Genomic DNA, 20,304 nt, shown 5'->3' on the forward strand with positions numbered 1-20,304 from the left:
AAACGGGCGGCTGGGCGGCGGGCCTAGGGGGTTACCCAGCGCCCTTCCCAGCTCTCGCCGCCACGCGTGAATTGCGCGCGCATGTGCCCGGTATGGGCAAGGTAGAGCCAATCGACTTCGGCCAGCTCGATCAGCAAGACCGCGAAATTGGGCCGCGCCGGGACAAGCTGGGCATCGTCGGGCTCGGCCCCTTCGAATTCGGGCGGCAGGCCCGATGTCGGCCCATCCGCAAGGCTGCCCGGCCCATCCCCAAGATAGCAGCGCCGCGCGAAATTCGTCCCAGCCGCCCATGCCGCATCGGCAATCGGCCCATCGGTCTCCACCCGGCCCGTGCCGCGCAGCCGGATCTGGATCTTGGCGCTCTTGTCATAGAGCAGCACCGCCATGCGCGGATCATCCGCAATCGCGGCGACCTTGGGGGAGCGGGTGTCGGTGTGGAAGCGCAGCACCCCTGTCGCCTGATCAAAAGCGCGCAGCACCATCACCCGCGCATCGGCCGGCGCGCTGACCACCACCGGCGTGTGCATCGGGCATTTGCGATCGCGTGGAGCGCGGGCAAGCCGCCCCAGCCAATCGCGGCGGACTTCATCAAGCGTTTCGAACATCAGCGGGCCTTTCCGCGCATGTCCGGGGCGGGTCAAGAGGTGGTGCGCGGCCGCGTCAATTTGTTCAGCTTTCTGACAGTCAGCATGAACTAATAGTATGACACGACAAGCCGCGGGTGGTGGAACCGCAACTCTGGAGACGGTCATGATTGACACCCGATTGCTTGGTTCCGGCGCTTTTGCCACCCTCGCCATGATCTTGGCGATGGCCGCGCCCTCCGCCAGCGCTGCACCACAGATTACCCCTGACATGATGATCCTGCCCGATTCGGGCGCATCACCGATCACCGCACCGGTGAGCATGCCTGCGCCCTCCGCCGCCTTGCAGGATCGCGGGCGCGGCGGACGCGGTGAACGCGCAGGTCGCGGCGATGGTGGACGCGGCTGGAACGGTGCGCAGGCCCGCCAGCGCGGTGGGGATCGCGCCGGGGATCGGGGCGGCGGTCGGAACTGGGATCGCGGGTCGCAGGTGCGTTCCGCCGAAACCCGCGGTGCCCCGGCAGCGCCGCCCTCCGGTGGTTTTGAACGGCGCGGCGGCAATGGTTCACGCGACGGCGGCGGCACCTTCGCGGGCCGCCCCGGCTTTGAAAACAGGCGTGGTGGCGGCGATGCCGTCGCTCCGGTCCAGCGTAACACCACAGACAATACGCGCTTTTCGGATCGCCGCGGCGATGACCGGCGCGGAGACTGGAACGGCCGCCGTGACAATGATCGCGGCGACTGGCGCCGGAATCGCCGGGATGGTCGGCGCGACGGCTGGCGCGACAATGATCGCGGCGATTGGCAGCGCGATGGCTGGCGCGACAACCGCCGCGATGGCTGGCGCGGCGATAACCGCGTCGGGCGGCAATATGCCTATCGTCAGGGCTTCCGCGATGGGGCACGCTGGGATCGTGGCTGGCGCGATAACCGCCGCTTCAACTGGTACGGGCACCGGCAAGCCAACCGCTTCCTGTTCCGCCCCGGCCCTTACTTCGCGCCCTTTTCGGGGCACTTCTATCGCCCAGTGGGGATCGGATTTTTCCTCGATCCGCTGTTCTTCCAGCCGCGCTTTTTCCTGAATGATCCGTGGGCCTACCGCCTGCCCCCTTCAGGGGACCGGTTCCGCTGGGTACGCTATTACGACGATGTCCTGCTCGTCGATGTGTTCACCGGCGAAGTGGTCGACGTGATCGAGAACTTCTTCTGGTAACCCGCTGCACGCGGCAGGGCGCTACCCCCGTCGGAGCATACCGGCGGGGGTTGTGTTTGGAACAGCCCTAGCCTCGCGCCTCGCCGAACGGCAGCATGCGGTAGATCGTGCCATCCTTGTCGATCAGCGTGTGCTTGAGCGTGCCGAGCACATGCACCGCGATCAGCACCAACAGGATCGTGCCCGCCACCGCGTGGGTTTCGAAGATCTGTTCCGCCAGCTTTTCATCCGGCGCGACCGGCAAGGGCGGGATCTCGATCAGGCCCCACACCGAAATGCCATTGCCGAATTTCGACATGGCGAACCACCCGGCAAGCGGCATCACCAGCAGCAGCGTGTAGATCAGGCCATGCGTGACCCGCGCAAGCACCCGCTCCCACGCCGCATGGCGCAGGCTCGGCGGCGGCGGAGGGTTGACCATCCGCCAACCAAATCGCAGCAGCACCAGCGCAAAGATCACTACGCCCAGCGCAAAATGATTGCCCATGATTTCACCACGCAGCTCGCGGGTTGGCGCGCCCTCGGCCGCCTCGGCGATGCGCCAACTGGTAATGACCGCAACCCCGACCAGCCAGTGCAGCGCCATCGCCAGCCCGGAATATTTGGTCTTCTGACCGATACCCATGGTCTTACCCTCCCATACGACCCTTGTTTTGCGCGGGAAGGTACCATGCCGCGTTCGCAGCGCAAGCTTGCCAGCGCGCACAGGCCCACGGTATGCACGGCGCCATGGCCGAGACCCATTCCGCCCCCGACGAGATCGCCGATCAGGCTGCACTGGCCGAAGTCGGCGCGCAGGTGCGCGCACGGCTGGCGCGCGATCCGGCGGTGTACACCGTGCCGACCGACAAGGCCGAAATCTTCGCCATCGGCGATTTTCTCAGCCCCGGCGAATGCGCCCAGCTTTGCGCGATGATCGATGATGTCGCGCGCCCTTCGAGCCTGCACGAGCTTGATTACGCCAGCGGCTTTCGCACGTCCTTTTCCGGCGATCTTGATCCCGGTGACAGCTTTGTGCGCGGGATTTCGCGGCGGATCGACGATGTGCTGGGGATTGATCCGGCCTTCGGCGAGTTCGTGCAGGGCCAGCGCTATCTGCCGGGCCAGCAGTTCAAGCCGCATAATGACTGGTTCTACACCAGCGAAAAATACTGGCCGCTCGAACAGGCGCGCGGCGGCCAGCGATCATGGACCGCGATGGCCTATCTCAACACGGTCGAGGAAGGCGGCGAGACTCATTTCACCCATGTCGGCCTGTCGATCGAGCCCAAGCCCGGCGTGCTGATGATCTGGAACAATGCCCATCCCGATGGCACGCCCAATATCGACACGATGCACGCCGGAACCCCGGTGGTGCGCGGCGCCAAATATGTCATCACCAAGTGGTATCGCACCCGCCCGTGGCGGTAGCGATCACGCTTTGGCCAGAGCCTCGGCAATCAGCGCGCGGCTCGGGCCGATCCCGTAGAGCGCGATAAAGCTGCCCATGCGCGGGCCCTGCTCGCTGCCGAGAAGGGTTTCGTAGAGCGCGCGGAACCAGTCGCGCAGCGATTCAAACCCGAATTCCTCGCGCTTGCCGATCTCGTAGACGATGGTCTGCAAATCCTCGGAGCTCATATCCGCGGGCGCGGCGGCGAGCGCGGCATCAAGCGCGTGCAGGGCCGCCACCTCACCGCCCTTAGGCGCGCGCTTCACCAGCGTCGGCGCGATGAAATCGCGGTTATAGGCAAGCGCCTTGCCCACCAGATCATCAAGCGCGGGGTGCGCGGCGGGATCAGCGTTGGCGATGTAATTGCCAAGATAGCTCCACACCGCCTCGCGGGTTGCCCCGGCCCCGAGCACGCCCACCAGATTGAGCAGCAGGCTGAAGGGCACGGGCAGGCTTTCCCCTGCGCCTGCCGGATTTTCGGCCAGCGTTGCGGCATTGGCGGACAGCAGGTGCCACACCGGATTGCCGAGCTTCTTGTCGAGCGGCTGTTCGCCAAGGCTTGCGCGGAACTGCCAATATTCGTCGATCGCCTTGGGGATCACGCCGACATGCAATTGCTTGGCGCTCTTGGGTTCGCGGAAGATGTAGAAGCCCAAGGACTCCTCGCTGCCATAGGTCAGCCATTCCTCGATCGAGAGGCCATTGCCCTTCGACTTGGAAATCTTCTCGCCCTTGGCATCGAGGAACAGCTCGTAGATCAGCCCTTCGGGCTTGCGCCCGCCCAGCTCGCGCACAATCTTGCCCGATTGGGTGACACTGTCAGTCAAGTCCTTGCCGCACATCTCGTAATCGACGCCGAGCGCATACCAGCGCATCGCCCAGTCAACCTTCCATTGCAGCTTGGCCTGCCCACCGAAGATGCATTGCTCGATGGTTTGGCCTTCATCCACAAAATGCACGATACCGGCTTCGGCATCGATCACCTCGACCGGCACTTGCAGCACCACGCCGCTGGTCGGGCTGACGGGGAGCACGGGCGAATAGGTGCGGCGGCGTTCCTCGCGCAAGGTCGGCAGCATGATGTCCATGATCGCATCATAGTGGCGCAGGACTTGCCGCAGCGCCTCGTCGAACTGCCCGCCATTGTAGCAATCCGAAGCCGAGATGAATTCGTAATCGAACCCGAACTGATCGAGGAATGCGCACAGCCGCGCATTGTTGTGATGGGCAAAGCTGGCGTGGGTGCCGAAAGGATCGGGAATGCGCGTCAGCGGCTTGCCGAGATTGGCGGTCAGCACATCCTTGTTGGGCACATTGTCCGGCACCTTGCGCAGGCCGTCCATGTCGTCGGAGAAGGCGACCAGCCGCGTCGGCGCACCGCCGGTCAGCACTTCATAGGCGCGCCGCACCAGCGTGGTGCGCAGCACTTCCTGAAAGGTGCCAATATGCGGCAGGCCCGAAGGACCATAGCCGGTTTCGAACAGCACCGGCACCAGCGCGCCATCAGGGCCGCGCTTGCCATCGGGATAGCGCTTCACCAGCTTCATCGCTTCCTGGAACGGCCAGGCCTTGGACACACGAGCGGCGGCGATCAGATCATCGGTCAACATAATGCGCAGCGCATAGGCAGAGGCAGCGGCGCACTTCAAGCGAATAACCACGGCAAAACCGGGCGCAGCGCGTTTACGCGGCCAGAGTGAGCCCTTAGGGCTGGGACTGTGACCTCTCCGCCCACCGATCTGCCGCGGGTAAACCTGCCCGCGCTCCATGCCAGCCATGGCGGGACATGGCTGCGCGCGGCCGATGGCAGCACCAATGCCATTGCCAAGGGCGAGGCGATCATGGCGGCGGCGGATACCCCGGTGCTGCTGATCAATGCGCCGCTGGTGGCGGCCCGGCTGGGCTATCCCGATCTTTCGGGGCTGGACCTGCTCGAAGCCTTTGCCTTCGTCCACCCGGCCCGCTTTTGCGTGCCAACCCCGCGTGGGCTTGCCGAAGCGCTTGGCCTGCCCGTCCCTGCTGGTGACGATGCGGTGCCCGCGCTGCTCCAACAGGCCGCGGGCGCGCTGATCGCGGCGGTGAGCGATCCCGAATGGTTCGAACGCGAAGGCGCGTGGAGCGCGCTGCAATCGCTTGAACGGCTGCGCTGGCCGTGGGCGCAGGTGCTCAAGCCCCATGTGGCGCGGCCGACGAGGGCGGAACGCTGGCTGTTTGCGGCGCTGCCCGAATGGGAAGAAGCGCCCGAACGCCCTGCCCCGCGGCAGGTTGATCTCGCCCCCACCGATGTCCTCGTCGAACTGGCGCGACTGACAGGCAGCAGCGCCGAACAGCGCGAGGGCCAGCGCGCCTATGCGCAGGATGCCGCGCGTATCTTCGCCCCCCGCACCGAACGCGGTGTTCCGCATCTGGCGCTGGCGCAGGCCGGCACCGGGATCGGCAAGACGCTCGGCTATCTCGCGCCCGCATCGCTGTGGGCCAAGGCATCGGGCGGAACGGTGTGGGTGTCGACCTTCACCAAGAACCTGCAACGCCAGCTGCGCCGCGAAAGCCGCCGCGCATGGCCGATGAAGCGCGCCGATGGCTCACCCCCGGTGGTGGTGCGCAAGGGGCGCGAGAATTACCTCTGCCTGCTCAATCTGGAGGATGCGCTGCAAGGCGGCTTTGCCGGGCGGCCCGCGATCCTGGCACAGCTGGTGGCGCGCTGGGCGGCGTTCAGCAGCGATGGCGATATGATCGGCGGCGATCTGCCGGGCTGGCTCGGCACCTTGTTCCGCAAGCGCGGGATTGCTTCGCTCACCGATAGCCGGGGCGAATGCATCTATGCGGGCTGCCCGCATTACCGCAAATGCTTCATCGAGCGTGCCGCCCGCGCCAGCGCGCAAGCCGATCTCGTCATCGCCAACCACGCGCTGGTGATGGTCAATGCCGCCCGCGCGCGCGATCCCAACCAGCGCCCGACCCGGCTGATCTTCGATGAAGGCCATCATGTGTTTGATGCAGCGGATTCGACCTTCGCGGCGACGCTTTCGGCACAGGAGGCAATCGAGCTCAAGCGGTGGCTGACCGGCCCCGAACGCGAAGGACGCGGGCGCAGGCGCGGTCTGGCGGCGCGGCTTGCCGATGTTGCCAGCTATGACGAAGCGGGCGGCGAGGCGATTGCCGCCGCCGTCAAGGCTGCCCAATTGCTGCCCTCCGAAGGCTGGCTGGCGCGCATCCACGAAGGCAATCCCTTCGGCCCGTTCGAAGCCCTGCTGGGGGCGGTGCGCACCGTCACCTATGCCCGCGATGAAAGCGGCGCGCTTGATCAGGGCTACGGCATCGAGACCGAGGCGGCTGACTTGCCCGGCGAAGTGATCGAAGCGGCAATGGGCGCGGCCGATGCACTCGCGGCGATCCGCGTGCCGCTGATCCGGCTGGGCGGCAGGCTGGAAGCGGTGCTCGCCGATCCGCCCGATTGGCTCGATGCGCAAGGGCGCGCGCGGATCGAAGGGGCGCGCTTCGCGCTCGCGTGGCGGATCGATCTCCTCGCCGCGTGGGAAGCCTTGCTCGCCCGGCTGGGCGGCCCGGCTGATCCCGAATTCGTCGATTGGCTGGCGGTTGATCGCTCCGAAGCGCGCGAGTTCGATATCGCGATCCACCGCCGCTGGCTTGATCCGATGAAGCCCTTTGCCCGCGTCGTGCTCGAACCGGCGCACGGCGTGATGCTGACCAGCGCGACCCTGACCGACCGGATCGAAAGCCATGATCCCGACGAGGAATGGGCCAGCGCCATCGCCCGATCCGGCGCAGCGCATATCGAGGCGCGTCCGCTGCTGTCGGCGGCCTCGAGCCCGTTCGATTACGCGGGGCGCGCCGAAGTGCTCATCATCACCGACATCAAGAAAGGCGATCTGCCCGCGCTGGCGGGCGCCTATGCGCGGATCATCGAGGCAAGCGGGGGCGGCGTGCTCGGCCTGTTCACCGCGATCCGGCGGTTGCGCGCCGTTTACGGACGGATTGCCGATCGCCTCGCGCGCGCGAGGCTTGCCGTCTATGCCCAGCATGTCGATCCGATCGACACCGGCACGCTGGTCGATATCTTCCGCGATGATGCCCGCGCGAGCCTGCTCGGCACCGATGCGCTGCGCGACGGCGTGGATGTGCCGGGCGAATCGCTGCGCTGCGTGGTGCTCGAACAGGTGCCGTGGCCGCGCCCCGATATCCTCCACAAGGCACGCCGTGCCGCCGGTGGCGGGAGTACCTATGATGATCGGATCATCCGCGCCAAGCTGGCGCAGGCCTTTGGCCGCCTGATCCGTTCCAAGGACGATGCCGGGCATTTCATCGTCCTTTCCTCGGCCTTCCCGACCCGGCTGCTTTCGGCCTTTCCCGAAGGCACGCCGGTTTTGCGGCTCACGCTTGATGAGGCTTTACAACGGCTCGCCTCTGGTGTTTCGAAAGCCGATGCCGCGCTGGACCTCTCCGGCCTTGCCCCACCCGCCAATGAAGAGCGCCTGACATGAAAACCCTCGGTCTCCTGCGCCACGCCAAGTCCGATTGGGACGATACGGCGCAGCGCGATTTCGACCGGGGGCTGAATGCGCGCGGGCGCAAGGGCGCGCGGGTCATCGGGCGGCATATCCGCTCGCATGGCCCGGAATGGGATCTGGTGCTCGCGAGCCCGGCCGCACGGGTCACGCTGACGCTGGAAGGCGCGCAGCTCCCGCAGGACGCCGTGTTCGATCAGCGCCTCTACCTCGCCAGCTATGATACGATCATCGAAACGATCGAGGCCCATGCCGGCAAGGGCGCGGATGAAGTCGATTCGGTCCTCATCGTCGGCCACAATCCGGGCTTGCAGGATGTGCTGCTCGAACTGGTCGCGCCGGGCAAGGAAAACGCCTTGTTCAAGGAAGCGGTCGTGAAATTCCCGACCGCGGCCTATGCCGTGCTCGAATGCGACATCGAGCATTGGTCGCAGCTCAAGAAATACTGCGCGGAACTGGTGCATTTCATGCGCCCGCGCGATCTTGATCCCTCGCTCGCGCCCGAGGATTAAGCGGCCACGTCTCGTCCCACCCGATGGGCTGGCGCGGCTTGTTACGCGAGCAGCTTGCGCGGCCCCGGCCCATCAGCACCGAGGCAATCGCCCGGGTTCCAGATCGCGCAATGTTCAAGGCTGAGGCAACCGCAGCCGATGCAACCATCGAGCCGGTCGCGGGTGCGCGTGAGTTCAGCAATCCGCGCATCGAGCCGCGCGCGAATAGCCGTGCTGATCGCCTCCCAATCGCGCGCGGTCGGTGTGCGGCCATGCGGCAGGCCGGCCAGCTCCGCCGCGATCTCGCTAAGCGAGAGGCCAAGGCGTTGGGCGATCAGGATGAACGAGAGGCGGCGGATGTCCGAGCGCAGAAAGCGCCGCTGGTTGCCGCCGGTGCGCACCGGCTCGATCAGATGATGCGCCTCGTAGAAGCGGATCGCCGAGACCGAAAGCCCGGTGCGGCGGGCAACTTCGCCGATGGTGAGCAAGTCCGTGGGCTTGAGGCGGCGGGCAGGCATCAGGGTGTTCTCGCGAATAAAGCTTGACCTCAAGTTAGGTTGAGATCGCAAGCTGCGCAAGTTCATCGATTCGCACCTGCTTGCAGGTGGGCGTCGTCAACTTACGAAAGGACCATTCCCATGCCCTCCGGCCATCTCGAACATGTCAACATCACTGTCAGCGATATTGAACGCAGCGCTGCCTTCCTCATGAAGCTGATGGGCTGGCACATCCGCTGGCGCGGACCCTCACAGCTCGGCGGGGAGACGATCCATGTCGGCGGGGCGCAGGATTACATCGCAGTCTACACCCGCGGGGCGGTGCCGGAGCCTTTCGCCAAGGGCGTGCCCCTCAACCATCTCGGTTTGGTGGTCGACGATCTCGACGCCGCAGAAGCCGTGGTGAAGGAAGCAGGGCTTATCCCCTTCAATCACGCCGGTTATGAACCCGGCAAGCGGTTCTATTTCTTCGATTGGGACGGGATTGAATTCGAGATGGTAAGCTACGTCTAGCCCGGCCGTTGGCTGCCGGGCAGCGAGGCGCGCGATGCGTGCTCTGAAGGGGGCTTACAGTCCGGCCTTGCGGTTGTCAGGCGTTACCCACCACGAAACACGCCGCCGCCATCAGCGCACCGGCAAGCCGGTTCGAACGAAAGCGGGCAAGCGGATTGTCGGGATCATCGGGATCGAGCGTTGCCACTTGCCAGCCGAGATGCACCGCCACCGGCAGCAGCGCGAACAGCGCCAGCGGATCGGGCCGGTAGAGCCACACGCCCAGCCCCCACAGGCCAACCGCCGCCGCATAAAATCCGGCTACCCCGCCAATCACCTTGCCGCCCATGGCGAGCGCTGACGAACGGATTCCGACCAGCGCATCATCCTCGCGGTCTTGCAGGGCATAGATCGTGTCATACCCGATCACCCAGCAGATGCACCCGGCATAGATCGCTGCGAGCGCGCCAAGGTTATCGAGCCTGAGTTCGCTCCACCCGACCAACACCCCCCAGTTGAACACCATGCCAAGCCACGCCTGCGGCCACCATGTAATGCGCTTCATGAAGGGATAGGCGGCGACCAGCGCGAGGCTCGCCAGCGAAACCAACTGCGCTTCCCACCGCAATTGCAGCAGCACGAGTAGCCCTACCAGACTGAGCGCGATCAGCCAGCCCCACGCGGCTTTCTTGGAAACCCGGCCGCTCGCGATGGGCCGCGCAGCGGTGCGGGCGACCTTGGCATCGAGATCGGCATCGACGATGTCGTTATAGACACACCCCGCCCCCCGCATCGCGATCGCGCCAAGCAGCAACCAGCCCAGCAGGGCAAGCTGGACGCCCTCGCCCGCGAGCCACACCCCGAAGACACATGGCCAGAATAGCAGCCACCAGCCAATCGGACGATCAAACCGCGCCAGCAGCGCGAGATCGCGCAGGCCTTGCGGCAGGCGGGCCATCACGCCGCGATGTTCGCTATCGGGGACGATCTCGGTGTTCATGCTTGCCCCCTAGCGCGCGAAGCGCCTAGTGCAAAGCGATGCCCGCCACCCCCGCCTGGCCTCCGAAAAGCGCCCCGCGCCTGTTTGTCGCGCAGGCCCTGCACGAAAGCGGCCAAGTGGTGATCGATGGCCCGCAGGCGCATTACCTTTCACGGGTGATGCGCGTGGCCGCAGGCGATGTGGTGATCCTGTGCGATAATGTCACCGGCGAATGGGCCGCACGGGTTGGGGATGCGGGCAAGCGCGAGGTGGTGCTGGAAGTTTCTGCGATCCTGCGTCCGCGCGAAGCCGTGCCCGATCTGTGGCTGTGCCCTGCCTTGCTCAAGAAAGACCGCTTTGACCTCGTGCTTGAAAAGGCGACGGAACTGGGCGCGGCGCGCATCCAGCCGGTGATCACCCGGCGCTGCGTGGCGGACAAGCTCAACCGCGAGCGTGCCGTCGCGCACACCATCGAGGCTGCCGAACAATGCGCGCGCACCGCGCTGCCCGATCTGGCCGAGCCGGTGAAGCTCGCCGCGCTGCTCGCCACCTGGCCTGCGGAGCGCGCGCTGTTCTTCGCGGATGAAAATGGCGGCGAACCCGCTGCCGCCGCCTTCGCCGCCTACACCGGCCCCGCCGCGATCCTGATCGGCCCGGAAGGCGGCTTTGATGAAGGCGAACGCGCAGCGATCCGCGCCCTTCCCGCAGCGCGCCCGATCAGCCTCGGCCCGCGCATCCTGCGCGGGGAAACCGCTGCCATCGCGGCGCTCGCTGTCTGGATGGCGGCACGCGGCGACTGGTAAGACGCGCCAGCCCCTTACAAAGCGGTTTTGCGCTTCCCACATGCCGACCAGTTTTCTAAGGCAACCGGCCAGACAGGGGCATTTTCTCGATGAGCACGCGCGAAGCAACCACGGCTGACGATCCCATCATCGAGAGCCTTGATCAACTGGTCTTGCCGATGATCAAGGGCGAAAAGCCCAAGGACCAATGGCGCATCGGCACCGAGCACGAAAAGCTCGTCTTCAAGAAATCCGATTTCCGCGCGCCCTCCTATGACGAGCCTTGCGGCATCCGCGATCTGCTGATGGGGTTGACCCAGTTCGGCTGGGCCCCGGTGGAGGAAGGCGGGAATGTCATCGCGCTCAAAGGCGCTGATGGCGCAGTCAGCCTCGAACCCGCCGGGCAGCTCGAACTCTCGGGCGCGCCGCTCGTCAATCTGCACCAGACCTGCGCGGAAACCGGGCGGCATCTCGAACAGGTGAAGGCCATCGGCGAGAAATGCGGCGTCGGCTATCTCGGCCTCGGGATGTGGCCCGACAAGACCCGCGCCGAGCTGCCGATTATGCCCAAGGGTCGCTATGACATCATGCTGCGCCACATGCCGCGCGTCGGCACGATGGGTCTCGACATGATGCTGCGCACTTGCACCATCCAGGTCAATCTCGACTATGCGTCGGAAGCCGACATGGTGAAGAAATTCCGGGTCGGCCTCGCGCTGCAACCGCTGGCGACGGCGCTGTTTGCCAATTCGCCCTTCACCGAAGGCAAGCCCAACGGCTTCCTGAGCTACCGCTCGCACATCTGGTCAGACACTGATCCCGCACGCACCGGAATGCTGCCCTTCGTGTTCGAAGAGGGCTTCGGCTATCAGCGCTGGGTCGATTACATGCTTGATGTGCCGATGTATTTCGTCTTCCGCGACGGCAAGTATATCGACGCAGCGGGGCTTTCGTTCCGCGATTTCCTCGACGGCAAACTGTCGGTTCTCCCCGGCGAGCGCCCGACGCAGAGCGATTGGTGGGATCACCTTTCGACCGCCTTTCCCGAAGTGCGTCTCAAAAGCTTCCTCGAAATGCGCGGCGCCGACGGCGGGCCGTGGAACCGGATCTGTGCGCTGCCGGCCTTCTGGGTGGGCCTGCTCTATGATCAGGGCGCGCTCGATGCGGCCTGGGATCTCGTCAAGGGCTGGTCGATGGAGGCGCGCGAACAATTGCGCCACGATGCGCCCCGCCTCGCGCTTGATGCCCCGGCACCGGACGGCGGCACTTTGCGCGATGTGGCACGCGAGGTGCTCAAGATCGCGCATGGCGGGCTCGCCGCGCGTGGCCAATTGAACGCCAGCGGCGATAATGAAACCGGCTATCTCGAAACGCTCGATGAAATCGTTGCGAGCGGCAAGGTGCCCGCCCAGCGCCTGCTTGATGCCTATCATGGCGAGTGGGCAGGCGATATCAGCAGGGTTTACGAACAATCCTTCTGACCCAAGGGAGGGTGCACACATGCTGATCGTATTGGCCAAGGCCAAGCTGGGGGACGGCGCGCTGGACGCCATGCACGGCGCAATCGCCGAGATGGTGGCGGCGTCCAACGCCGAAGATGGCTGCCTTGCCTAAAGCTTCGCCACCGATGTGCTCGATCCCACAGTGCTGCACATTGTCAAGAAATGGCGCGATGAAGCCGCGCTCGCCGCGCATTTTGCCAACCCGCATATGGCCGCCTTTGGCGCGGCGATTGCCGGTACGGATTTCACCATCATCGAGGCGATCAAATATCATGCCGATGATGGTGCACCGGTGATGTAAGGACGCTTAGCGGAAAGCGTGGATCGTCCCTGAATCATCAAGGATGTAGAGGTGACCATCCGCCACCACGGGCGACATGCTCACCGGCTGCCCCACATCGGCAAAGAAGCTCGCTTCGCCCGAGGTGGCATTAACCTTCCACAACTCCCCGCGCGAACTCGCAACCCACAGATTGCCGCCAGCCAGCACCGGCCCGGTCCAGAAGATCGGGTTCTCGCGCTTCTTTTCGTTCTTGAAGCGCTGCAACTGCGCGATCCACCGCACGCGGCCTGACGAGCGGGCAATCGCCAGCAAGCGGCCATCATCGGTCAGCGTGAAGATCCACTCACCCGCAATCGCCGGGGTGGAAATCCCTGCCAGGTTAAGCTCCCAGATGCGCTGGCCCGACAGGAGTTCATAGGCCGCCATCCGGCCACCCTGCCCGAGCGCATAGACACGGCCGGAATCAATGATCGGATCGGCATCAATATCGGTGAGCGAGCTGACCGCGGTCGAAATATTGGTGCGCGCCAGCGCATCCGACCACAGGATGCGCCCGTTCTCGTAGCGATAGGCGTTGAGTTCACCGCTCGAAAAGCCCGCAATCACCGTGCCCTGACCAGCCGCGGGTGCCGCCACACCGAACACGCCCGATTGCGTGGTCGAGGCGGTTTCCAGCCAGTTCACCGCTCCGTCCTTGGCGCTCAGCGCAAGGATCTGGTTGTCCTGCGTCATCACGAAAACCTCGCCAAAGGCGATGGTCGGTGAACCGCGCAGCGGCCCGGCCGGCGTGACCTTCCACAGCACTTCGCCGGTCTTGGCATCAAGCGCCTTGGCCTCACCAACCCCGTTGGTGGCGTAAAGGCGGCCATTCTCGTAGCTCACCCCGCCGCCGAAGGCCGAAGCCTGCGCGCCTTGCGCAACATCAGAGCGTGATGTCCAGCGCACTGCGCCCGTCGCCTTGTCGAAAGCATGAATGGTTCCATCCGATCCGACAGCGAAGAGACTATCGCTCCCCACCACGGGCGAAGCACCCAGCCGCACCCGATTGGTCGAGCCTGCGATCCGCGCCGTCCAAACCTTCGCCGGATTGGCGGAGAGCGCGAGATGGCCATAGGATTTGGCCGCATTGCCGCCAACCTGCGCCCATTCAGCGTTGCGCCGTTCAGGGGGCAGAACGATCGAAACGCTGGCGAGCGCGCTATCAACCTCGGCGCCGCTCTCGATCCGCGAGAGGATCGGGACGCGCTGGCCGACAGTAGGCGTGACTTTCTTGTCGCCCTTGCCGCCGCAGCCTGTGAGGGCCGTGGCCAGCAAACCGGCGGCGAACGCAACGCGCCCGTAATGTACAATCGCTTTCATCAATCCGTCCAACCTTCAGCCCTATTCGGCAAGCGCAGCGCCCTCGCCATCCCCCTCGGACGCGACCACCCCTTCGTCCTTAAGCAATTTCGTCACATCAACAATCGCATCGACACCCAGCAAGCCAGCCATTTGCCGTGCACGCGAGCGCAGGGTTTCGGGCAGGGCCTCGTCCTTGGCAATCGCGGCAAACAGCGCGCCGGCTTCGCGGCGGTTGCCCGCTTCGAGCTGCGCCATCGCAGTCAATTCCGCAGCGCTGCCGAACAAGGGATGGCCCGGCACGGCCAGCGGCTTGAGCCGCGCGATCACATCGGCAGGCTTGCGCTGGTCAAAGCTGACGGACACCTCGCGCACCAGCGCGAGATCGCGCAGCGCCTGCGGGGCTTCGGCATCGGCGGCAATGGCGGCGTAAATCTTGGAGGCCTCGGCATCCTTGCCCGCTTCGAGCGCAGCGCCTGCCTGGATGAAGCGCGCCGCCGCGCGGGCAGCCGGGCTGCCATCGGCAAGCAACGGCGCGACCTTCTCGCTCGCGCTCTTGAAATCATTCGCCCCGGCAAGATCGAGCGCGCTGATGATGGTTTCGGACTGGGTTTCCAGCTTGCTTTCGCGGCTTGCGTCCCACCACAGATAGCCGCCAAGACCGGCCAGCCCGGCGATCACCAACCCGAGGATTGCCGCGCCATACTTTTTGACAAAGTTCAGCGCATCATCCTGCCGCACCGCTTCGTCGATCTCGCGGATGAGGATATCATCCTCGGGGCTGGGCGCGCCATCCGGGCCATTACCGGAAGCGCCTTTGGACAATGACGGGGTAAGATTGCGTGCCACTTGGCTTCAAGTCCTTTGATCAAGCACGGGCGCACAGGCGCGGCTGAATTCGCGCGGTCTTTAGGCCGCTACCCGCCCTTCCGCAATGGCGGATCAGCCTTGACTGCGCCACTCTTGCGCCGCCCATCGCTAGGATTGCGCGCTTGAACGACAGGTGAAGCGGATATTCATGCCGCACGCCCAACGGCCTGCCAATAGAGGGCGCGATAGTGGGCCATCATCCGGTCGGCGGCATATTCGGTGCTTGCCCGCGCGCGATTGGCAGCACCGATGGCGGCGCGCAGTGCGCCATCCTCAGCCAGATCAGCCAGCATTTGCCCGAGTGCCACCGCCTTGCCGGGCACCGCGATAAAGGGCCGGTTAGGCTCGGCCACCATGGCGCGGATATCGCCGATATCGGGCGCAGCGACCGGCAGGCCCGCCGCCATGGCCTGAACCACGGTAAGAGAATGCGGTTCGCCGGGCGCGGCCAGCGCATAGACATCGAACAAGCCCATGACGCGCGCCGGTTCGGCCATCGCGCCCGCGAGATGCACCCGGTGGCTCAATTCCCGCGCCGCCGCTTCGGCCCGGATCGCATCGCGTTCCGGCCCTTCGCCCACGATCACCAGATGCCATTCCTCGGGCAGCGCGCGCATGGCTTCGACCAGCAGGGGCAATTGATTGGCCGGATCGAGGCTGGCGACGGTGCCGACCCAGCGCTCGCCCGGACGCTTGATCACCCGGATCGCATGCGGATCAGGCGTGGCGGCAAAGGCCGCCCAGTCGATGCCGGGGGCAATGCGCACCACCTTGTTGGCGGGCTGTTGCCAGGCTTGCTGCGCGATCCGTGCGATCAGCAGGCTCGGCACCACCAGCGCATGGGCATGGCGCAGGGCCGCACGGCGATAGAGATTGCGGGTCGTCCGCAGGCGCTCGGCCTCGATGGCATCAAAAGCATCCTCGTGATGGATCAGCGGCGGCAGCGTGAGACTTTTGGCAAACACCCCATGCGCCATCGCCGCATCAATCGCCCCCCAGTTGTAGGTGCAGACGAGATCATAGGGCTGCATCGCTTCGGCCAAGGTGACGAGCCGCCCGGGTGTCGGCTTGCCTGCAAGGCTGGGGAACGAGGCAGGGGTGCTGACCTTGCAGCCGGGTGCAAGATGCGCGCGGATTGCCGCCACAGCCGCCGCATCGCCCACGAGGCTATGCGCGGCATCGCTGCCCAAGCCAGCGATCAGCGTGGCAAGGCGCGGCGCACGATCCTCCCCCGGCAGGGAGGACAAACAATGCAGGATACGCAAAGGGGGAAGCGGCGGCGCGCTCATTCCACCCCGGCAAACAAGGCATCAATCGCGGCGACCACCTCCGGTTCGTCCAGCGTCGGCGCATGGCCCACGCGCGGCACGGTGATCACCGTCATCGCCGGGTTGCGGGTCTCCATCTGCCGGACCGTGCCGGGGGAGAGCAAGTCGCTCAATTCGCCGCGCACCAGCAGCATCGGCACCCCGCGCAAGGCCTCGAACGCGAGCCAGAGATTGGGCGGCGCGGCATTGCCGGGCTTCGCGAAAGGCTCGGCAATCGCCATGTCGTAATCATAACTGATGCGGCCGTTCTGCGTCACCACCATGGTGCGCTTGGCCATGTCGAGCCACATGTCGAGATCGTAATCGGGAAAGGCCGCGCCGTGCACTTCGGCAAGGCTGCGCGCGGCGTGGATCCAGGTGGGGTAGGAGCGCCCCTGCCCGACATAACCCGAAATCCGCGCGAGGCCGGCCGCATCCACTTCGGGCCCGATATCATTCATCACCACGGCTGCCATGCGGCCCGGCGCGCCTTGCGCCATCAGCATTGTCATCAGCCCGCCCATCGACGTGCCGACCACGCAGAAACGGGTGATGCCCTGTTCGGCCAGCAGCTTTTCGACATCGGCGACATAAGTGATGGGGGTGTAGTTATCCGAATTGGGGGCATAGTCGCTCAGCCCGCGCCCGCGCATTTCGGGCACGATGACGCGGCGGGTCGCTGAAAGATGTTCGGCGAGCGCTGCGAAATCGCGGGCGTTGCGGGTCAACCCGTGCAGGCACAGCACCGGCAAGGCGGTGGTTCCGGCGGGGGCAGGATAGTCGCGGTAATGCAAGGTGAGACCATCAGCGCTGGTCCAGCTGCAATCTTCATATCTGGCGGCCATGGGCGGCGTAGTTCCCTGACGAATGCGGCGATCGGGGGATGTGGCAGATGTTGCCAGCTTGCACCGCCGGATTCTTCGGCCCACTATCGCGGGATGAACGGCGCGGCGCAACAATCCAATTCACCCCACCCCTATCAACCTGATCCGGCGATCCTTGCGCTGGCGGATTGGCTGGGTCATCCGGTTGCCGCGGCAGACTTTCCCTCCACGCAGTTGCGCTGGCGCCATGATGGCGCGGCGGCGCGCGTCGGGCTCGTCCATCTCGATGATGCGGCATGGACCCGGCACTTCGGGCGCTTCGCCGCGCTGCCCGGCAATCTGCCGCAGCCGCTGGCGCTCAAATATCACGGGCACCAGTTCCGTGTGTACAATCCCGAGATCGGCGACGGGCGCGGGTTCCTGTTCGCCCAGCTGCGCGATGATCGCGGCCGCCTGCTTGATCTCGGCACCAAAGGTTCGGGGCAGACCCCGTTCAGCCGGAGCGGCGATGGGCGATTGACGCTGAAAGGCGCGATGCGTGAAATCCTCGCCACCGAAATGCTCGAAGCGCTGGGCGTGAACACGTCGAAAACCTTCTCGGTGATCGAGACGGGCGAAGCGCTGTGGCGCAATGATGAGCCCTCGCCCACGCGCTCGGCGGTGCTGGTGCGGCTCAGCCATTCGCACATCCGCATCGGCACCTTCCAGCGGCTGCTGGCGCTGGAAGAACGCGATCACATGGCGGCGCTGATCGACTATTGCCTCACGCATTTTCCCGGCCCGCCCCCGCCCGCTGAGGCACCGGGAGGCGACGAACCGGCGGTGCGCCTGTTGCACCAGGTGGTCGAGCGGATGGCCGATCTCGCGGCGAGCTACATGGTGGCCGGGTTTGTCCACGGGGTGCTTAACACCGACAACATGAACATCACTGGCGAGAGTTTCGATTACGGCCCGTGGCGCTGGCTCCCGCAGTGGGATCAGAGCTTCACCGCAGCCTATTTCGATCATGGCGGGCTTTACGCTTTTGGCCGCCAGCCCGAAGCGCTCCACTGGAATTGCGGGCAATTGGCGGTGGCGCTGCGTTTGCTGGCCGATAGCCCGCCGCTGATTGCCGCGCTCGAACGGTTCGGCCCGCTCTACATGCAGGCGATCACCCGGCGCTGGCTGTGGCGGCTCGGGGTAAAACCCACCGGCACGGATGCCGATACGCAGCTTGTCGCGCTGTGCGAACAGGCCATGCGGGAAGGCGAAATGGGGCCCGATGCTTTCTTCTTCGCGCATCGCGGCGGGCGCGGCGCAGGGGAGGGCACGTTGGGCGACATGCTCAGCCAATATCAACCGATCGGCAGCAGCCATCCCTATTGGGCCGATGATGCTCCGCAATCGCTGCTGATCGACGAGGTCGAGGCGATCTGGGCGGCCATCGACGAAGCCGACAACTGGCAGCCGCTTCACGACAAGATCGCCGCGATCCGCCGGATGGGCGAAGCCCATGGCGCCCCGCCACGTCCGCAAGGGCATTGCTAGCACAGGCCTGCACCCTATCTTTTTGCGATACCTGAGGTTATGGGCGCACAAAGGTGTGTGCAGGCGATCACGGCTCGCCTTGGCGGCACCCCCAACAGGACGGCAGGCAAGCAGTGACGGCACAAACGCTTATTTCCTACGAACCCGCAAGTGGCGAAGAATTGTGGCGCGGGGACTACAGCGATGTTGATGAGGCCGTCAGCCGGGCGCGCCGCGCCTGGCCGGAATGGGCAGCACTTGCGCCGTCCGAACGGATCGAACGCCTCCGCCGCTTTGCCAATGAAGTGAAGCGCGAGGCTGAAGGCTTTGCCGAACTGATCGCGCGCGAAGCGGGCAAGCCCTTGTGGGAAGCGCGCACCGAAGTCGATGCCGTGGTCGCCAAGGTTGATATCTCGGTGCAAGCCTATGCCGAACGCACCGGCAAGAAAAAGCACGACAGCGCGCTCAATGGCAGCACCGCCCTGCGGCACAAGCCGCACGGGGTGATGGTGGTGCTGGGGCCATATAATTTCCCCGCGCACTTGCCCAACGGGCATATTGTCCCCGCGCTGATCGCCGGCAATGCCGTGCTGCTCAAGCCGTCGGAGAAGACCCCGGCAGTGGGCGCGGCGCTGATCGGCTTCATGCACAAAGCGGGCGTTCCGCAAGATGTCGCGCAGGTGGTGATCGGCGGACCGGACGAAGGCAAGGCGCTGGTCGCCCATCCCGGCACCGATGGCGTGCTGTTCACCGGCTCACCCGAGGTCGGCATCGCGATCAACCGGAAACTGGCGAGCAATCCGGGCAAGATTGTCGCGCTGGAGATGGGCGGCAACAATCCGATTGTTGTCACCAACACCCGCAAGATTGCCGATGCCGCCACGCTGATCGTGCAATCGGCCTTCACCAGCGCCGGGCAGCGCTGCACGGCGGCGCGCCGCCTGATCGTTGTCGAAAGCATATATGATGAGCTGATTGAGGCCGTGCTTGAGCTGACGCGCAAGCTGATCGTCGGCGATCCGCTCGCCGGGCAGCAGCCGTTCATGGGTCCGGTGATCGACAACAACACCGCCGATCAGCTGATGGAGAGCTTCCTTGCGCTCATCACCGCAGGTGGGAAACCGCTGGCCCATATGCGCCGTCTCTATCCCGACCTGCCGTTCCTGACGCCCGGCATCATCGATGTGACCGACGTGCCCGAACGCCCCGATATCGAGCTGTTCGGCCCGCTGCTGCAAGTGATCCGGGTGCCCGATCTCGACAGCGCGATTGCCGAGGCAAACAACACCCGCTTTGGCCTCTCGGCCTCGCTGATCGGCGGATCGCCCGAGGATTACGGGCGCTTCTGGGCGAATATCCGCGCCGGGATCATCAACTGGAACCGGCCCACCAATGGCGCCTCGTCCGCCGCGCCCTTTGGCGGGATTGGCCTGTCGGGCAACCACCGTCCGGCGGCCTATTATGCCGCTGATTACTGCGCCTACCCGGTGGCGAGCAACGAAATGGAAGAGCCGCGCGCCAATATCGGGGTCGGCCTCAAGGGCTGATCCGCGCAGGCTCAGGGCGTAGACCCGATCATGTGAAAGCGCCCCTGCCACACGCGGCGGCAAGGGCGCTTCCCGCAGCATGGATATGCCGCGCCGGGGCCATTTGGTGGGAATGGCCCAAGATGATCGCAGAG

19 protein-coding genes are annotated in these 20,304 nt (G+C 65.3%); 10 read left to right on the forward strand and 9 right to left on the reverse strand.

Annotated features, from left to right (window positions below; genetic code table 11):
* Positions 1–23: 23 nt before the first annotated feature.
* Positions 24–605 (reverse strand): pyridoxamine 5'-phosphate oxidase family protein, encoded by a 582-nt coding sequence (locus SOQ14_RS04070; protein WP_322896782.1) that lies wholly within the window; start codon positions 603–605, stop codon positions 24–26.
* A gap of 145 nt (positions 606–750) precedes the next feature.
* On the opposite strand from SOQ14_RS04070, the gene SOQ14_RS04075 reads away from it, so the two are divergent.
* Positions 751–1,797: an RcnB family protein gene (locus SOQ14_RS04075; protein WP_322896783.1), complete on the forward strand. Its 1,047-nt coding sequence runs from the start codon at positions 751–753 to the stop codon at positions 1,795–1,797.
* Positions 1,798–1,864: 67 nt separating this feature from the next.
* On the opposite strand, the gene SOQ14_RS04080 is transcribed toward SOQ14_RS04075, so the two are convergent.
* The gene (locus SOQ14_RS04080) at positions 1,865–2,422 is read right to left on the reverse strand and encodes a cytochrome b (protein ID WP_322896784.1); all 558 of its coding nucleotides are present in this window, start codon (positions 2,420–2,422) and stop codon (positions 1,865–1,867) included.
* A 104-nt stretch (positions 2,423–2,526) separates the two neighbouring features.
* Between SOQ14_RS04080 and SOQ14_RS04085 the strand changes: the two genes are divergently transcribed.
* On the forward strand, positions 2,527–3,207 hold the full coding sequence (locus tag SOQ14_RS04085; protein WP_322896785.1) for a prolyl hydroxylase family protein: 681 nt from the start codon (positions 2,527–2,529) through the stop codon (positions 3,205–3,207).
* Between the two features lie 3 nt (positions 3,208–3,210).
* On the opposite strand, the gene SOQ14_RS04090 is transcribed toward SOQ14_RS04085, so the two are convergent.
* Entirely contained in the window at positions 3,211–4,836 is a 1,626-nt protein-coding gene (locus tag SOQ14_RS04090; protein ID WP_322896786.1) for a lysine--tRNA ligase, read from the reverse strand.
* A gap of 231 nt (positions 4,837–5,067) precedes the next feature.
* Here SOQ14_RS04090 and SOQ14_RS04095 point away from each other — a divergent pair, with 231 nt between their 5' ends.
* Both SOQ14_RS04095 and SOQ14_RS04100 read left to right on the forward strand, forming a co-directional pair.
* Positions 5,068–7,728: an ATP-dependent DNA helicase gene (locus tag SOQ14_RS04095; RefSeq protein ID WP_416232727.1), complete on the forward strand. Its 2,661-nt coding sequence runs from the start codon at positions 5,068–5,070 to the stop codon at positions 7,726–7,728.
* Positions 7,725–8,264, forward strand: a complete 540-nt coding sequence (locus tag SOQ14_RS04100) for a SixA phosphatase family protein (protein WP_322896787.1) — start codon at positions 7,725–7,727, stop codon at positions 8,262–8,264. The genes SOQ14_RS04095 and SOQ14_RS04100 overlap by 4 nt, the downstream gene beginning before the upstream one ends.
* A 41-nt stretch (positions 8,265–8,305) precedes the next feature.
* Here SOQ14_RS04100 and soxR read toward each other — a convergent pair whose 3' ends face one another.
* On the reverse strand, positions 8,306–8,761 hold the full coding sequence (soxR, locus tag SOQ14_RS04105) for a redox-sensitive transcriptional activator SoxR (protein ID WP_322896788.1): 456 nt from the start codon (positions 8,759–8,761) through the stop codon (positions 8,306–8,308).
* A 120-nt stretch (positions 8,762–8,881) separates the two neighbouring features.
* Between soxR and SOQ14_RS04110 the strand changes: the two genes are divergently transcribed.
* Positions 8,882–9,253: a VOC family protein gene (locus tag SOQ14_RS04110; protein WP_322896789.1), complete on the forward strand. Its 372-nt coding sequence runs from the start codon at positions 8,882–8,884 to the stop codon at positions 9,251–9,253.
* A gap of 76 nt (positions 9,254–9,329) precedes the next feature.
* Here SOQ14_RS04110 and ubiA read toward each other — a convergent pair whose 3' ends face one another.
* Positions 9,330–10,232, reverse strand: a complete 903-nt coding sequence (gene ubiA, locus SOQ14_RS04115) for a 4-hydroxybenzoate octaprenyltransferase (protein WP_322896790.1) — start codon at positions 10,230–10,232, stop codon at positions 9,330–9,332.
* 38 nt (positions 10,233–10,270) lie between these two features.
* On the opposite strand from ubiA, the gene SOQ14_RS04120 reads away from it, so the two are divergent.
* The 3 genes from SOQ14_RS04120 (at position 10,271) to SOQ14_RS04130 (ending at position 12,796) form a co-directional block, all read left to right on the forward strand.
* The gene (locus SOQ14_RS04120) at positions 10,271–11,014 is read left to right on the forward strand and encodes a 16S rRNA (uracil(1498)-N(3))-methyltransferase (protein ID WP_322896791.1); all 744 of its coding nucleotides are present in this window, start codon (positions 10,271–10,273) and stop codon (positions 11,012–11,014) included.
* An 89-nt stretch (positions 11,015–11,103) separates the two neighbouring features.
* Positions 11,104–12,474, forward strand: a complete 1,371-nt coding sequence (locus tag SOQ14_RS04125; protein ID WP_322896792.1) for a glutamate--cysteine ligase — start codon at positions 11,104–11,106, stop codon at positions 12,472–12,474.
* Positions 12,475–12,622: 148 nt separating this feature from the next.
* Positions 12,623–12,796 (forward strand): putative quinol monooxygenase, encoded by a 174-nt coding sequence (locus SOQ14_RS04130; protein WP_322896793.1) that lies wholly within the window; start codon positions 12,623–12,625, stop codon positions 12,794–12,796.
* A 6-nt stretch (positions 12,797–12,802) separates the two neighbouring features.
* On the opposite strand, the gene SOQ14_RS04135 is transcribed toward SOQ14_RS04130, so the two are convergent.
* From SOQ14_RS04135 to SOQ14_RS04150, 4 genes are all read right to left on the reverse strand, one after another.
* Positions 12,803–14,137 carry a PQQ-like beta-propeller repeat protein gene (locus SOQ14_RS04135; RefSeq protein WP_322896794.1) on the reverse strand — a complete coding sequence of 445 codons (1,335 nt, stop codon included), beginning with the start codon at positions 14,135–14,137 and terminating at the stop codon, positions 12,803–12,805.
* A 21-nt stretch (positions 14,138–14,158) separates the two neighbouring features.
* The gene (locus SOQ14_RS04140; RefSeq protein ID WP_322896795.1) at positions 14,159–14,965 is read right to left on the reverse strand and encodes a tetratricopeptide repeat protein; all 807 of its coding nucleotides are present in this window, start codon (positions 14,963–14,965) and stop codon (positions 14,159–14,161) included.
* A gap of 167 nt (positions 14,966–15,132) precedes the next feature.
* Entirely contained in the window at positions 15,133–16,233 is a 1,101-nt protein-coding gene (locus SOQ14_RS04145) for a glycosyltransferase family 4 protein (protein WP_322896796.1), read from the reverse strand.
* A 38-nt stretch (positions 16,234–16,271) separates the two neighbouring features.
* Entirely contained in the window at positions 16,272–17,138 is an 867-nt protein-coding gene (locus SOQ14_RS04150) for an alpha/beta fold hydrolase (protein ID WP_322896797.1), read from the reverse strand.
* A 93-nt stretch (positions 17,139–17,231) separates the two neighbouring features.
* On the opposite strand from SOQ14_RS04150, the gene SOQ14_RS04155 reads away from it, so the two are divergent.
* Both SOQ14_RS04155 and astD read left to right on the forward strand, forming a co-directional pair.
* Positions 17,232–18,644 carry a protein adenylyltransferase SelO family protein gene (locus SOQ14_RS04155; protein WP_322896798.1) on the forward strand — a complete coding sequence of 471 codons (1,413 nt, stop codon included), beginning with the start codon at positions 17,232–17,234 and terminating at the stop codon, positions 18,642–18,644.
* A gap of 113 nt (positions 18,645–18,757) precedes the next feature.
* Positions 18,758–20,170: a succinylglutamate-semialdehyde dehydrogenase gene (gene astD / locus SOQ14_RS04160; RefSeq protein WP_322896799.1), complete on the forward strand. Its 1,413-nt coding sequence runs from the start codon at positions 18,758–18,760 to the stop codon at positions 20,168–20,170.
* Positions 20,171–20,304 lie beyond the last annotated feature (134 nt).

The sequence above is a fragment of the Erythrobacter epiphyticus genome (genome assembly GCF_034653295.1).
Taxonomy (GTDB): domain Bacteria; phylum Pseudomonadota; class Alphaproteobacteria; order Sphingomonadales; family Sphingomonadaceae; genus Erythrobacter.